Genomic DNA, 14,479 nt, shown 5'->3' with positions numbered 1-14,479 from the left:
CCTATTAATCAAAGATTTATGCAATAACTCTAGTGGATCGATCGCCCTTTTGATTCACCTGACCAAAAAAGCCGCACACTCAACATGAGAAGTCTGAGGAAAGAAATCCGCCGGCTGCACTCGCGCTAACTTATAATCCCCATTGTCGCACAAAATCTTCAGGTCGCGAGCCAAAGTAGCAGGCTTGCAGCTAACATAAACAATGCGATTTGGTTTGATTTCCTTGATAGCTTCCAAAACCGCGCGATCGCACCCTTTCCTCGGCGGATCTAGCAGCACAATATCAGGTGTCAATCCCAAGGAAGGCAGCAAACTCTCTACAGTTCCCACCTGAAAATCGACATTTCTCACGTCATTTAACTCAGCATTTAATTGGGCTTGTTCGATCGCCGCCGGTTGCACTTCTAAACCTATGGCTATTTTTACTTGTTTTGCCAGGGGTAAAGTAAAAGTTCCAATTCCGCAGTAAGCGTCAACTAAAACCTCGTTTCCCTGCAAATTCAATTCCCCTACAATTACCTCTAACAAAGCTTCAGCCGCCTCTGTATTTACCTGAAAAAAAGTATCAGCTCTTAGCTGAAATTTCAAACCAGCAAAACTTTCTCGCAGATAAGAACGACCCGCAATGCAGCGAGTTTCAGCACCAAAAATCACATTAGTTTGAGCGGGGTTTATATTCAAACAAACACCTACCAGTTGAGGATATTGTTTCAGCCACTCTGATGCTTGCTCTTCGAGTCCCGGCAAGTCTCCAGTGCGAACTATTAAAGTGAGCAGCATCTCGCCCGTGCGCCGTCCGATTCGCAAGGACAAGTGACGCAATTCTCCTGTATGTTTCTTTTCGTCGTAGACTTGCCAATCCCGCCAGTGGATGTCTTCTTTGACCTCTTTTAACAAAGGATTGAGGCGCGGGTCTTGCACCGGACACTGATTGAGATTGACTAATTTGTGGGTGCTTTTTTGATAGTAACCTGCTTGGACTTGACCTGTTGCAGATATTGCCACGGGATAAGTCGCTTTGTTGCGGTATCCCAAAAATTGAGGAAATCCCTCGATTTTTCCCGTTAAAATTTCATCAACTTGCACATTGCTAAATCCGCCAATCCTTTCTAAGGCTTGAATGATTTGATTTTGCTTGGCTGCAAGCTGATATGGATAATCTACGTGCTGCCACTGACAGCCACCGCACTTGTCGGCGACAATGCAGTTAGCTCGGATGCGGTGTTCGGAGGCTTCCAGAAGTGTGTCCAGCTTGCCTTTAGCATAGGTGGATTTGACTTGCACGAGGCGGACAAGGACTCGATCGCCCGTCACGGTATCAGGCACAAACACTACTAACTCACCAAAACGACCAACTCCATCGCCGGTGTCGGTCAAGTCGGTAATCTCTATCTCAATCAGTTGACCTTGCTGGCAAGGGTTTGCCAATTTCGTCGAGTTTGGGGTCGGGAATTTAGATTTGGTCACAAGTAGTCATGGTAGGATTTAATATGGTAATGCAATATCGCTCTCTCTTTCCTGAGATAAGTCGTAGCGAAGAAGCGGGGCGTAAGCCATCGCACTCAAGCTCAATTGCAGGCTGTCTTCCTGCGGCTGAACGTCTTGCTGCTAAAGCCAAGCTTCAACCGGGGAGTCGAGCTTGTCGCGAGTTGCCTCGATCCCGTCGGTGCGATCGGCTGTTGGGGCGATGTAGCAAAAACTCGTTAAACAGTCAAAGTGTCTGCCGACATCCAAACTCTCACTCGCAGTTTTTGAGTTTTTCCCGCAGTACCCTGGAACACAAGGAAACTGGCTTGAATATCAAGCATAACGCTTGGGGAGATTTACCCTCTACTTCTAGGATTGATAAATGTTAGGAGCAAGGCGAGTCTGCGAACCAAGAATCCCGTCGCCAACAGATGGGAATGTTTATTAATGTTATCCTCAAATTTGAATAACAATGAGCGTAGTTAGCCAATTTATTCTCCAAGCCGACGACGAACTTCGTTATCCCAGTACCGGCGAACTCCAAAGTATCAATGATTTCTTTAAAACCGGAGAACAGCGGGTGCGTATTGCTACTGCGCTGTCTGACAGTGAGAAGAAAATTGTTGAAGAAGCTAGTAAAAAACTCTGGAAAAAACGACCTGACTTTATCTCTCCTGGGGGCAATGCTTACGGCCAGCGCGAACGGGCTTTGTGTCTGCGCGACTACGGCTGGTACTTGCGCCTGATTACCTACGGTATCTTGGCGGGTGACAAGGAGCCGATCGAAAGCATCGGTTTGATTGGCGTTCGGGAAATGTATAATTCTCTCGGCGTTCCTGTTCCTGGCATGGTCGAAGCTATCCGCTGTTTGAAGGAAGCTTCTTTGGCTTTGCTGAATCAGGAGGATGCTAAGGAAGCAGCTCCTTATTTTGATTATATCGCTCAGGCAATGTCTTAATTGCTTTGGTGATTGCTTTCATGAATGTGGCGGAGCATTCGCGGGTGATTTTTGGGGTGATTCGATCTCGCAATTGCTCGCAAATGTTTCGCTTCTGTTTTGGGCAAGGAAATCTGCCTAATTTCTACTAGGAAGCAATGCTGTTTAAGCTTTCCCAAATGTTGAGTTCGTCTTGTCTTTCAATGCACATTTGATTTAAAAAGTCAAGGGTTTTTGGGAGAGATTGTTTTTTGAATTTCCGGCTGTCGTAGTGAATGGATGTTTTGAGCTGCGAGAGTTCTCCAAGGTTGGGGCAGGTTTGGATATGATGGGCGATCGCATTTTGCCATTCTTCCAGCCTGCGGTAGCTGACAAACAGGCCGCCTCTATCCCGATGGTGGACAAAAACCACGAAAGCCCATGATTCGACTCGCTTAATCAGGTTTTGGCTGATTTTGAGCAGTTGGGCGATCGACCTGACGGTGATGCGGAGCTTTTTTGATGGTTGGATGCGGCGAAACAGTGCTGTCATGGCTGAGTCACTCCTGAACTTGGGTGAGGTAGTTTGTGTTCGTCTTTGTATCTTACTATATCATATCATTCTACACGAATGCAGAGAAGTTGCAGTAATGTTTCTAAATGTGTAATGCTCAAACCCTGTGTGCTGCCTTGAGCAAGGCAAAAGTACAGCTAGCTTAAGAGTTAAATTGGATCTGTAAAATGCCGGGATTTCTTGACTTTAAGGCTGTCGTCGATCGGGAAAAACTGCGCCCTGTGCGATTTACGGATACGGGACGCGGTAGATTGGGCAAACTTCTGAAAGCAGCTAGAGAGATTCGGGGCTGGTCAATTATTGAAACAGAAATGGTCACAAAAGAATACGAGGCCGCTCTGTTTCGGACAGCCGGAGATCCTGTACCAAAAGATGTCGGTATTAGTAATGCTACTGTTAGTCGCTACGAACGCGGGAAGTTAGAAAGTTTGGATTGGCGATCGCTCTCTCTGTTATGCTTTGTGCTCAAGCCGATCGATCCGGTGACAGGGGAAGCCCTGGAACCGACAAATGCTTTATATATAGCGTGCGAACATCCGCCGTACAATGACGCGAAGCTCTACGAGTAGTTGATTTTTGATATCTGATTGAAGAAAATTAGTTAGATTGGGAGTTTTTAACCGCAGAGGGCGCAGAGGGCGCAGAGTTAGAGAAGAGAGAGATTAATCATTCTGATACCAACGGATTTGATATTACGCATCGCCCTTTTGTTTAGCAATTAAAGCTTTAGCTTGCTGCCACAGAGATTCTAACTCTTCTGGGGCATAATCTGACAAAGGTCGATCGCACGCAGCCTCCACCTTCGCAAACCGCTGCACGAAGCGATCGTTTGTTCCCTGCAAAGCAGCCGACGGATCTAAATCGTACCAGCGAGCTAATTGAATCAACACAAACATAATATCTCCCAATTCCGACTGCTGCGCTGCCTTATCCTCGTGTTTGAGAGCGTGTTCAAATTCGGCCATTTCTTCGTGAAATTTCTCCCAAACACCGTCTACACTGTCCCAATCAAAACTCACTTCGGCAGCTTTTTGAGAGATTTTCACCCCGGCGGCGATCGGAGGCAAAGTGCTGGCATAACGGCTCATTTTTGAGGCTAAAGTTGGCGGCTTTTCCGAAGTTGTGCCTTTTTCTGCTGCTTTGATTTTTTCCCAGTTTTCGTTGACTTCATCGACGCTGTTAAGTTCGACATCGCCGAAGACGTGGGGATGTCGCCGAATTAGTTTTTCTGTGATGCCCGCAGCGATTTCGGCGAAGGTAAATTGATTGGATTCGCTGGCAATTTGAGCTTGCAGAATTACCTGTAACAGTAAGTCGCCCAATTCTTCGACGATCGCATCTTTATCTCCTTTGCGAATCGCGTCGGCGGTTTCATAAGCTTCTTCGATTATGTGAGGAATGAGAGTTTCGGGAGTTTGGGCTAAATCCCAAGGACATCCGCCGTCGGGCGATCGCAATTTAGCCACAACTTCTATAAGTTCTTCGAGTGCTGTGAGCGATCGACTTTCAGAATTAGACATAATAATTTACCTTTTATATCAACCGCCAAGACGGTTATAACGTTGTTACTCCAACCATTGATTTTATTACTTCTTCCTTCTTCCTTCTTCCTTCTTCCTTCTTCCTTCTGCTATGGATTTGCTAGATGTGCGACTGGGAGCTTTGATTTTGGACCTCTTAATTGTCTTAGGAGGCCGCAACCCGCTCAATCCTTTTTTTTTGAATCTTTTGTAAGCCGAGCCGCCCCAATCGCTCAGATAGTGGCTCATAGCGCCCAATTCTAGACCGATATAAACGGCTAAAATTTCGATGTGGTGTTCCCAGGTCGATCGCCCGTAACTCAAAACCACATCCTGCCAATTCCCGCCTAAGTTCCCGACTTTTTCGGCAATTGCCAATCCCAGCATTCCGAAAACCGCAATCCAGATAGCGAGGTACAAGATTCGCAGAGCAGTGCCGATGAGAGGGCCGTGGGACAAAAAAGAGCGGTGGCGCAGGCTTTTTTGGTACGGGAGCCAAATCGCTTTGAACCATCCCCAGCGCTGATACTGGCAGGAGTAGATATCCAAGTCGGGGCCAAACATCAGCCCGCCAAATAAGAAACTGCCGGAAACGAGCAAAGTCAGGTTGCTGCTCTGAGTCTGGCCAAAGGTGAGGGCTGCCACAGCGGGCAAACTCCACATGGTTATTTGATCGTGGGTGCGGCCAGAGGGCATTTAGAGTTTAGGATTTTTTTTACTTGATCTTTCTGAGTTACTGTGATATGATAAATCCCGGTGAGTGCAATTGGGTGATTAGCTCAGTGGTAGAGCGCCTGCTTTACACGCAGGATGCCGTAGGTTCAAATCCTACATTACCCATCCGATAACTCAATATCAACAGTTTCAGCCGTTTTTAGCCGTCAAGCCGAGAACGGCTGTTGCTGTTGAGGGTGGAATGTTGAATGGGGTGACCGAAAACAATGGGATACAAGCCTCCCCCTTTTAGGGGGACTTTCGGTTCTGAATTTCTCCGAAGAGGATTTTGAATAAATGCAGTGCTGTTTGTTCAGACTTCCTCTACAATTGTTTTATGTTAAATCTAACCTACGAGTACAAGCTCATTCCTACCGATACGCAACGCCAAACTTTCGACCAGTGGCTCAATATTTGCCGCAAGGTTTATAACTTTGCATTGCGAGAACGAAAAGATTGGGTTAATTCTCGTAAGTGTGATATCAACTCGTGCAGCATTAAGCAGGAATACATTATCCCGGATGATGCACCGCGTCCAACCTTTGCGGGCCAATGCAAATCATTGGCCCAAGCAAAGAAGTTAATTCCTGAGTTGAAACTGCCTCACACCCATGTCTTGCAACAGGCGTTGCGCCAATTAGAGGCAGCGTTTGTGGCGATGTGGGAACGAGGACACGGTTTTCCTAGATTCAAAAAGCGGATGCGCTCATTTGTGTTTCCTCAATTGAATCTAGAATCCGTTAAACGGTTTGATGGTGCCGATTGGGTCAACCTACCCAAGATTGGCCCCGTAAAAATGCACCTGTCGCGTCCAATTCCTCAAGGGTTTGATGTCAAGCAAATTCGCGTTATTAAGAGGGCTTCTGGCTACTATGCCATGCTCACTTTGCAATGTGATATCAAAGTACCTCAAGCCTCACCTTCAGGACATGGACTAGGGATTGATTTAGGGTTAAAACATTTTTTGGCAACTTCTGATGGTGAATTGATTGATAGACCTCGATTCTTTGTGGATGGACAACGCAAGCTGAAATTGCTGCAACGTCAACTGAAGCGCAAGAAAAAAGGCTCTAGAAAGTTTCGTCAAATTCATCACCAAATAGCGAAGCACCACGAATACATCTCGAACAGTCGCAAAGACTTTCATTTCAAGACTGCACATCATTTATGCAACGCAGCCCAAACAGTATTTGCTGAGGATTTGAACCTCAAAGCAATGTCAGCCGGAAGCCTGAGCAAGCACACGCTTGATGCAGGGTTTGGTCAGTTCCTGAATATATTGAGCCATGTTTGCTTTAAGCGAGGTGCATACTTCGCAAAAGTAGACCCCAACGGAACAAGTCAAACCTGCCCATTATGTCAAACCCATACAGGTAAAAAAGAGTTATCCCAACGAGTGCATAAATGTCAAACCTGTGGCTATGAAACAAATCGAGATGTTGCAGCCGCGCAAGTAGTATTGCAGCGTGGATATACAGCGGTTGGGCAAATCGCAGTGAATTTTGGGGAGGGCAAGCTACATGAGTAGTCCCAATGAACCAAGAATCCCTGCTCCTTTAGGACAGGGAGTTGTCAAGACTAAATTTAACATTCTGTGGCGGATGCCTCAAAAGTTGGCACCCCATGCTAGAAAATTAATTTATTGATTTTCTTTTTTAGAACCGTGTATATGAAGCCTAAAATAACCAGCCCGATCGCGTGGCAGCAAGCTGAACTGCTCATGCAGCCAGCCATGATCCGAGTGCTCGACAACATCCGCAAACAATTAGAGGAGTCTGTGTGGACGGGCACTTATCAAGAAGTCCAGATTCCAATTCCGGGCTATCAACTAATTTTAGAGCTTCAAGGCGAGCAAAGATGCGTCGATATTTGGGAACTTTGCTATCGAGTCTGCTTTGTCAACTACCAGCCCGCCCACTCTCAACTGCAAAGCCAGGAAGTCGTAATTGACACTAGCTTGATTGACGATGACACTGGCGATGTAGATTGGAATCGTCTTGATGCCAAAGCCAGTCAATTAATACAAGAAATATTTGCCAATTTGGGCAAATAGTCAGTTGTCAGTTGTCAGGAAAGCAGTAGTTAACAGTCATCAGTCATCAGTCATCAGTCAACACTCAACATTCAACAGTCAACAAAATTTTATGCTGATTCAAGAATTGCACGACATTCAAGCAGCGGCTGGTGCTACTTTTGCAGAGTTAACCACCAAAGAAATTGTGCCAGTGAGTTTTGGTAACGACGCAGAAGCGATCGCAGCAACTAAACAAGGTGTGGCTTTGTACGATCGCACTCACTGGGGACGCATTCAAATCTCAGACAGCGATCGACTGCGGTTCTTGCACAATCAAAGTACCAATAACTTCAATATACTCAAACCCGGTCAAGGTTGCGACACCGTTTTCGTCACATCCACCGCCCGGACGATCGACCTCGCCACCGCTTACGCGACAGAAGATGCCGTACTGCTGTTAGTCTCAGCCAACCGCCGCCGCCAACTGCTGGAATTGCTCGATCGCTATATTTTCCCAATGGATCGCGTCGAGTTAACAGATTTAACCGATACAACTGTTGCTTTCAGTTTCCTCGGCCCGGAAAGCACTCAACTATTAGAAAAAATTGGAGTTACCGAACTAGAAAATCAACCTTACGCTACTCACAAATTGATAAAAACCCCCCCTCTTTCCCCCCCTTACCAAGGGGGGGTTCGAGTTGCGGTTGGTAGCGGTTTAGCAACTCCCGGATACACGTTAATTGCGCCAGCCAGGGATGCAGCCAAGTTGTGGCATGAATTAGTCGAAGCTGGGGCCGTACCGATGGGCGATCGAGTTTGGGAACAACTGCGAATCGAACAAGGACGCCCCGCACCCGATTTTGAACTCACAGACGATTACAACCCCTTAGAAGCCCGTCTTTTACATACTATTACCTATGACAAAGGCTGCTACATCGGTCAAGAAACAATTGCCCGGTTGAACACTTACAAAGGAGTCAAACAGCAACTTTGGGGCGTGCAGTTGAGCGGTGCGGTTGAACCCGGAACAGCAGTCACAATCGGAGAGGAAAAAGTCGGCAAACTCACCAGTTTTACGAAAACTGAATCCGGCTTTTTTGGTCTTGCTTACATCCGCACAAAAGCGGGAGGCGAAGGACTGAAAGTGCAAGTCGGAGCGGTATCAGGGGAAGTAGTAAATGTACCTTTCTTGAGTTCCTAGTTGCGATCGATAGCCTCTTGGCACCGCAGCGCCCAAAAGTTTTTTTGAGGTTGATTTAGGTGAATTTTAACGCAATAAATTGACAGGAATTCCTATCTTTATATAGATTCCCAAACAAACAACAGCAATAATTCTTCATTACACTCCTCACAGAAAAAACAGAGTTTTTCAGCGAAAAAGTTTACATCCCGCTTAATTACAATTTGCCTGGGAGTAGGAATAATCTTTGCTGTAGGAATATAGTGCAGATTTTTAGACGATTATAAAAAATTTTTAATTGAACGGTTTTCCCGTCCGAAAATTCGCGATCTGCTTCCGCGCTTTAGACTGAATGGATCGGGTAAAATTCGTAAGTTTGTTTTGGGTTCGCTCCGCGATAAATTACAACTTGAATGTGCGATCGATTACTTAAGTTAGACGATTGCTGCTTGGGGTAGATACATCAATAGTCACGATCGACAATGACAACCTATTCCCCTTGATGACCCATTAGCAGACATCCTCACTCAACGCGCCAGTTTGAGTGAATTAGATCCCAGACTATTACTCAAGCTACCGGAAATTTTTGGAGATTTAGTACACTCACCACGCTTCGTCGAGACTGTTGCTGACCAGTTTCGTAGTTTTCATGAGTTCGGTGCTAAAGCAACGCTAGCCCGATTGTCCTAGGCACCATCCGCCTCCGTGAGGAAACTTATTTGACACTGCCACGGCTGCACTACGTTAAACCCGTGGGATTCTCCCGTCTAGCCCAGGTCTATGTCTACGAGTGCAAAGGGAAATTCAGCAGCCCGTACAGCGCAATATTTATTGAGGTCATTCTTTCGGATCTTCTCTCTTGCCAAAGCATCTATCTTAAGGCAGATTCTCCAGAGGAAGTAACTCAGGTTGAATAGAGAAGACCGTGTATGTATACGGATGGATATTCATGAAGCGCGACGCCAGAGGCAAGTTTGTTAGCAATTGGAAATCGGAGACGAAACAACGAGTGAGCGTATCTCTGACTAATACAGCATGGCGATCGCTAGATAAAGAGGCTCGCAGGCGAGGAATTTCTCGCTCTGAAGTCATTGAAAACTTTGCCCGCACTCTTGAATGCGAACAGTTGTTCCCCGCCCAAGAAACTGAGCGCAAGGTGGCAACGATTCTGGAAAGCATTACGGATGCTTTTGTCGCCTTCGATCGCGATTGGCGCTACACCTATGTGAATCGGGCGGCGGCTAAAATCCTGCACAAAACGCCACAAGAGCTACTGGGAAAGCACGTTTGGAATGATGTTTTTCCTGAGCTAGTCGGTGCAATTCCCTATCGAGAACTACATCGGGCAGTGGCGGAACAAGTCCCTGTTTCCTGGGAAGAATTCGGGGAATCTGTCGAGTATTGGATAGAGGCAAATGCCTACCCATCTGCCGAAGGTGTCGCAGTTTATTTTCGGGATGTGACAAAGCGCAAACGCTTGGAATCCGAAATGCGGCAGCGAGAACAACAGTTCAAGATGGTGGCTGAAAATGCCCCAGACATTATTAGCCGAATTGATACAGAGTTTCGCCATATTTATGTTAGCCCTTCTGTAGAACTGGTAACAGGTATTCCATCAGGGCAATTTGTTGGCAAGACCAATGTTGAGCTAGGAATGCCAGAAGACCTCAATCGTTTTTGGCATGATAGTTTACGGCAAGTCTTTGCAACAGGGCAGGAACAGACGATTGAATTTAAGTTTCCGACTCTAAATAGTATTCGATGGTATCAGGCACGTATTGTCCCCGAATTTGGCAGTGATGATTCTGTTGTATCAGTATTGAGTATTGCTCGTGATGTGACGGATTACAAACAGGTTGAACAGGCATTACGAGAGAGCGAAGAACGCCTGCAATTGGCACTGACGGCAGCTCAGATATTTGTCTGGGATATGGATTTGCAGACCAATCAGGTGGTGTGTTCTGGTAATGCTCTAGAGGTTTGGGGTCTTCACGAAGGCACAGGAGAAGACTTTTTTGCGCTCGTTCATCCAGACGATCGACAACGGGTTATCCAAGCGGCCCAACGGGCAAGTGCTGGAGAACAGTCCTATATGCAGGAGTATCGGGTAATTTGTCCGGACGGCGTTGTGCACTGGATCGATAGTCAGGGACAAGTTTATCTGGATGAAACCGGACGGGGAGTTCGCATGATTGGCGTTTCGGTTGATATCACAGAGCGCAAACAAATGGAAGCGGAGCGCGATCGCCTTTTAAAACGAGAACAAACTGCCCGACTCGAAGCAGAAAGCGAACGCAAGCGGTTGTATGACATCCTGATGCAGTTCCCCGCCATGATTGCCATTGTTAAAGGTTCCGATCTCGTGTATGAATTTGCCAATCCCAGCTATCTGCAAGTGGCTGGGCGCACTTCAGACATTATCGGGAAATCAATGCGGGACGTTTTCCCCGAGATAGAGGGACAAATTTACTTTGAAGCGCTCGATCGCGTTTACCGGACGGGAGAACCGTTCATTGGAAATGAGTCGCCTGCTTACTGGGATCGAAACAGTGATGGTGTGTTGCCAGAGGGATTCTTCAACTACATCTTTGCGCCTTGGCGGGATGCTGAGGGAAGCATTCAGGGTGTGTTGATTTATAACATTGACGTGACAGCCGAAGTTCAGGCTCGGCGACAGATTGAGTCACTGCTGGCACAGCTACAGGAAAAAGAACGGCAGCAGCAGTTTTTGATTGAACTCAATGACGCGATTCGTGTCATTCAAGACTCGAAGGAAATTATGTGGCGGGTGGTTAGCTCCGCAGGAGAGCACCTCAATGTCACTCGCTGTACCTACGGCGAAATTGATTCTACTCAGGAATATGTCATCGTCGATCGCGACTATTGCAATGGTGTCATCAGCGTGGTGGGTAGACATCACATGGATTCGTTTGGCCCTGAACTTATTGCTCAATTAAAGCAGGGCAAAACTATTGTCGTAGATGATGTCGCTCGCGATCCTAGGACTGCCGGATCGGGGGCTGCTACCTTTGACGCAATCCAAACCCAATCTCTTTTATGTGTTCCATTGGTGAAAGAAGGGCGATTTGTTGCATTGTTGGTGTTGCACCATGTCTCTGTTCGCCACTGGACTGAGGAAGATGTGGTGCTGATGGAGCGCATTGCCGAAAAAACCTGGCTAGCCGTGGAGCGATCGCGGGCAGAAGCGGAATTGCGAGAAAGTGAAGCTCACCTGCAACTCGCTCTGAAGGTTGGACGCATGGGAACCTGGGAGTGGGACATACAGACCAACGCCTTGCTTTGGTCAGAAGGTCACTTCACGATACTAGGGCTAAAACCGAATGAGTGCGAACCGGGCTATAAGGTTTGGGCAAGTCGAGTTCATCCCGATGACCTAGCACAAGCTGAGGCGAAATTTCAGCAAGCCATAGCTGAAAAGGAAGAGTATCACCACGAATATCGCCTGTGTTGGTCAGATGGCTCGGTTCACTGGGTGGAAGCGAGAGGAAAGTTTACTTATGATGTTCAGGGAAATCCCAAGCACTCGATCGGGGTCGTCATCGATATCACACAACGCAAGCAAGCAGAAGAGGCGTTGCGTCAAGCCCTACAAAAGCTCAACTTCCATGTTGAAAACTCTCCAATGGCAGTGGTTGAATGGGATCGAGACTTTCGAGTCATTCGGTGGTCTGCTGGTGCAGAGCGCATTTTGGGCTGGAAAGCCGAAGAAATGCTGGGCAAATCTTTAACAGAGATACCTTTTGTCTTTGAGGAAGACCTGGAAGCAGTTGCTCAAGTCTGCCAACGGCTGGTCTATGGCGAAGAACCCCATATTTTTTCATACAACCGCAATTACACCGAAGATCGCAACATTGTGCATTGCGAGTGGTATAACTCCAGTCTCAGGGACGAATCGGGACGGATGATTTCGGTATTGTCGCTGGTGCTGGATGTGACGGAGCGCAAGCAAGCAGAACAAGAACGAGAACAACTGTTAGAACGCGAGCGCCTTGCACGCTCCGAAGCAGAAGCCGCACAGTGCCAACTGGAAACCGTCTTTGAAACATCACCCATTGGACTTGCTCTGTTAGATGAAAAGCAGCGATTTATTGCCATCAACGAAGCATTAGCAGAAATTAATGGATTAACCCGCGAGCAGCACTTAGGCTTTTCAATTCGAGAACTTTTTGGTCAGTTCGATCCCAAATTAGTCGAAGTCTTCGATCGGATTTACACAACAGGGAATCCTTTCATCTCACCGAACTTTGCGGTGAATGTTCCCGCACGCAGCGATCGCCGTCCCGGTTACTACAATGTTTACTATCTCCCAACGGTTAACTCAACTAGCCAGGTAGAAGGCGTTCTAGTTTATGTGGTAGATGTGACGGAACGGGTGCATTTAGAACGTGCCCAAGGCTTTCTCTCTGAGGCGAGTGCAGTGCTTGCATCCTCACTCGATTATCAAACGACTCTAGAGCGAGTCGCGCAGCTTACAGTGCCGGAATTAGCGGACTGGTGTACGGTTCACATGATAGAAGAGGATGGTTCGATCGAGCAGATTGCGGTTGCTCACATCGACCCTGCCAAGCTTTTATGGGCTTATCAGATTAGAGATAAGTATCCTCTGAACTTGGATGACCCTCGCGGTGCGGCATTTACACTGCGAACTGGGCAACCGGATTTTGTGCCGGAGATTCCGGATGAACTGTTAGTAGAGGCAGCGCGTGACTCAGAGCATTTAGAGATTCTGCAGCAGGTAGGATTCCAATCGGTAATGACGGTGCCATTACGAACTCAGGCACGAATTCTAGGGGTCATTTCCTTTATCTCAGCCGAATCTGGACGACGGTATACCTCAGCAGATTTGCAACTGGCAGAGGAATTGGCTCGTCGTGCTTCTTTGGCGATCGACAACGCTCAGTTGTACCGGGTAGCTCAACGCGATCGCACAAAAGCAGAAGCCGCTAACCAAATTAAAGACGAATTCTTAGCGGTATTGTCCCACGAGTTGCGATCGCCTCTCAATCCAATTCTGGGCTGGACAAAATTGCTGCGAACTGGGCGACTAGATACCACAAAAACCCAGCAAGCCCTGGAAACGATCGAACGCAATGCCAAGCTGCAAGCTCAATTAATTGAGGACTTATTGGATGTCTCGCGCATTCTGCAAGGAAAAATGACGTTTAACGTCGCTCCTGTGAATCTAGCGGCAATGATTGAGGCTGCACGGGAAACGGTACGACTGGCAGCCGAAGCCAAGCACATTCAAATCCAGACCACATTTAATCCTATTTCAGGAACGGTTTTAGGCGATACCAATCGCCTCCAACAAGTAGTCTGGAACCTGCTCTCCAATGCTGTGAAGTTCACCCCAACCGGAGGACGAGTCGAGGTGCAACTAGAACAGGTTGGTATGTATGCTCAGATTCAAGTCAAAGATACTGGAAAAGGCATCAGACGAGACTTCTTACCCCATGTGTTTGATTACTTCCGTCAAGAAGATGGTACAACAACCCGACAATTCGGCGGATTGGGATTGGGACTAGCGATCGTCCGTCATTTTACCGAACTGCATGGAGGAACCGTTCAAGCAGACAGTTTAGGACAGAACTTAGGGGCTACATTTACCATCCGGCTACCGTTAAACATCGTAGAGCCGGAACCCTCTTCTGATGACAGGCACCCAGAAAGTGCGGCAGACTTAGCAGGTGTTCAGGTCTTGGTTGTGGACGACGATGCCGATATGCGGGAGTTGGCAGCATTCACCCTGATGCAATCTGGCGCACAAGTTGCCACAGCCACTTCGGCGGCACAGGCGTTGGCCCTCCTGAATCAATCTGTCCCCGATCTGCTCTTATGTGACATTGGAATGCCAGAGATGGATGGTTATGCCCTGATTCGACAAATTAGAAAGTGGTCGCCCCAACAGGGAGGCACGGTTCCTGCGATCGCACTTACTTCCTATGCTGGAGAAATCAATCAGCAGCAAGCCCTAGCTGCCGGATTTCAGGTGCATATCTCGAAGCCTTGTGAACATGAGGAATTGGTAAAAGCGATCGCCCGTTTGCTGAGACACTGAATGATTTGAGGATTA

At 47.4% G+C, this 14,479-nt stretch carries 11 protein-coding genes, 1 tRNA gene and 1 pseudogene; 9 read left to right on the top strand and 4 right to left on the bottom strand.

Annotated elements, in window-relative coordinates:
• Nucleotides 1–54: 54 nt before the first annotated feature.
• Nucleotides 55–1,467 carry a 23S rRNA (uracil(1939)-C(5))-methyltransferase RlmD gene (rlmD, locus tag QUA33_RS01665; protein WP_333145948.1) on the bottom strand — a complete coding sequence of 471 codons (1,413 nt, stop codon included), beginning with the start codon at nt 1,465–1,467 and terminating at the stop codon, nt 55–57.
• Nucleotides 1,468–1,572: 105 nt separating this feature from the next.
• On the opposite strand from rlmD, the gene QUA33_RS01660 reads away from it, so the two are divergent.
• The gene (locus tag QUA33_RS01660) at nt 1,573–1,707 is read left to right on the top strand and encodes a hypothetical protein (RefSeq protein ID WP_333145945.1); all 135 of its coding nucleotides are present in this window, start codon (nt 1,573–1,575) and stop codon (nt 1,705–1,707) included.
• 232 nt (nt 1,708–1,939) lie between these two features.
• Nucleotides 1,940–2,425 carry an allophycocyanin subunit alpha-B gene (locus tag QUA33_RS01655; RefSeq protein ID WP_333145942.1) on the top strand — a complete coding sequence of 162 codons (486 nt, stop codon included), beginning with the start codon at nt 1,940–1,942 and terminating at the stop codon, nt 2,423–2,425.
• Nucleotides 2,426–2,552: 127 nt separating this feature from the next.
• Here QUA33_RS01655 and QUA33_RS01650 read toward each other — a convergent pair whose 3' ends face one another.
• Nucleotides 2,553–2,936, bottom strand: coding sequence for a hypothetical protein (locus QUA33_RS01650; RefSeq protein WP_333145940.1), 384 nt, complete (start codon nt 2,934–2,936; stop codon nt 2,553–2,555).
• A 188-nt stretch (nt 2,937–3,124) separates the two neighbouring features.
• Between QUA33_RS01650 and QUA33_RS01645 the strand changes: the two genes are divergently transcribed.
• Nucleotides 3,125–3,526: a helix-turn-helix transcriptional regulator gene (locus QUA33_RS01645; protein WP_333091252.1), complete on the top strand. Its 402-nt coding sequence runs from the start codon at nt 3,125–3,127 to the stop codon at nt 3,524–3,526.
• Nucleotides 3,527–3,649: 123 nt separating this feature from the next.
• On the opposite strand, the gene mazG is transcribed toward QUA33_RS01645, so the two are convergent.
• Nucleotides 3,650–4,477: a nucleoside triphosphate pyrophosphohydrolase gene (mazG, locus tag QUA33_RS01640; protein WP_333145937.1), complete on the bottom strand. Its 828-nt coding sequence runs from the start codon at nt 4,475–4,477 to the stop codon at nt 3,650–3,652.
• A gap of 66 nt (nt 4,478–4,543) precedes the next feature.
• Complete coding sequence (locus QUA33_RS01635) at nt 4,544–5,173, bottom strand: metal-binding protein (RefSeq protein WP_333145934.1); 630 nt, start codon at nt 5,171–5,173, stop codon at nt 4,544–4,546.
• 72 nt (nt 5,174–5,245) lie between these two features.
• Here QUA33_RS01635 and QUA33_RS01630 point away from each other — a divergent pair.
• The 6 genes and pseudogenes from QUA33_RS01630 to QUA33_RS01610 all read left to right on the top strand — a co-directional run bounded on the left by QUA33_RS01630 (nt 5,246) and on the right by QUA33_RS01610 (nt 14,464).
• Nucleotides 5,246–5,317, top strand: a tRNA-Val gene (locus QUA33_RS01630).
• A 211-nt stretch (nt 5,318–5,528) separates the two neighbouring features.
• Entirely contained in the window at nt 5,529–6,719 is a 1,191-nt protein-coding gene (locus QUA33_RS01625) for a transposase (RefSeq protein WP_333145931.1), read from the top strand.
• A 141-nt stretch (nt 6,720–6,860) separates the two neighbouring features.
• A complete protein-coding gene (locus tag QUA33_RS01620; protein ID WP_333036076.1) occupies nt 6,861–7,244 on the top strand; it encodes a hypothetical protein in 384 nt (127 codons plus the stop codon).
• A gap of 94 nt (nt 7,245–7,338) precedes the next feature.
• Complete coding sequence (gene ygfZ, locus QUA33_RS01615) at nt 7,339–8,406, top strand: CAF17-like 4Fe-4S cluster assembly/insertion protein YgfZ (RefSeq protein ID WP_333146137.1); 1,068 nt, start codon at nt 7,339–7,341, stop codon at nt 8,404–8,406.
• Nucleotides 8,407–8,670: 264 nt separating this feature from the next.
• Nucleotides 8,671–8,823, top strand: a pseudogene (locus tag QUA33_RS28160) (mannitol dehydrogenase family protein); the annotation flags it as partial.
• Between the two features lie 511 nt (nt 8,824–9,334).
• Complete coding sequence (locus tag QUA33_RS01610) at nt 9,335–14,464, top strand: PAS domain S-box protein (protein WP_445243210.1); 5,130 nt, start codon at nt 9,335–9,337, stop codon at nt 14,462–14,464.
• Nucleotides 14,465–14,479 lie beyond the last annotated feature (15 nt).

Source organism: Microcoleus sp. Pol14D4 (genome assembly GCF_036701245.1).
Taxonomy (GTDB): domain Bacteria; phylum Cyanobacteriota; class Cyanobacteriia; order Cyanobacteriales; family Microcoleaceae; genus Microcoleus.
Note: the sequence above shows the minus strand (reverse complement) of the source record. Positions and strands in the feature narration are given on the sequence as shown.

Coding starts and splice junctions, on each gene's coding strand:
- QUA33_RS01655 (WP_333145942.1), top strand. CDS start 1,940: ATGAGCGTAGTTAGCCAATTTATTCTCCAAGCCGACGACGAACTTCGT.
- QUA33_RS01650 (WP_333145940.1), bottom strand. CDS start 2,936: ATGACAGCACTGTTTCGCCGCATCCAACCATCAAAAAAGCTCCGCATC.
- QUA33_RS01645 (WP_333091252.1), top strand. CDS start 3,125: ATGCCGGGATTTCTTGACTTTAAGGCTGTCGTCGATCGGGAAAAACTG.
- mazG (WP_333145937.1), bottom strand. CDS start 4,477: ATGTCTAATTCTGAAAGTCGATCGCTCACAGCACTCGAAGAACTTATA.
- QUA33_RS01635 (WP_333145934.1), bottom strand. CDS start 5,173: ATGCCCTCTGGCCGCACCCACGATCAAATAACCATGTGGAGTTTGCCC.
- QUA33_RS01625 (WP_333145931.1), top strand. CDS start 5,529: ATGTTAAATCTAACCTACGAGTACAAGCTCATTCCTACCGATACGCAA.
- QUA33_RS01620 (WP_333036076.1), top strand. CDS start 6,861: ATGAAGCCTAAAATAACCAGCCCGATCGCGTGGCAGCAAGCTGAACTG.
- QUA33_RS01610 (WP_445243210.1), top strand. CDS start 9,335: ATGAAGCGCGACGCCAGAGGCAAGTTTGTTAGCAATTGGAAATCGGAG.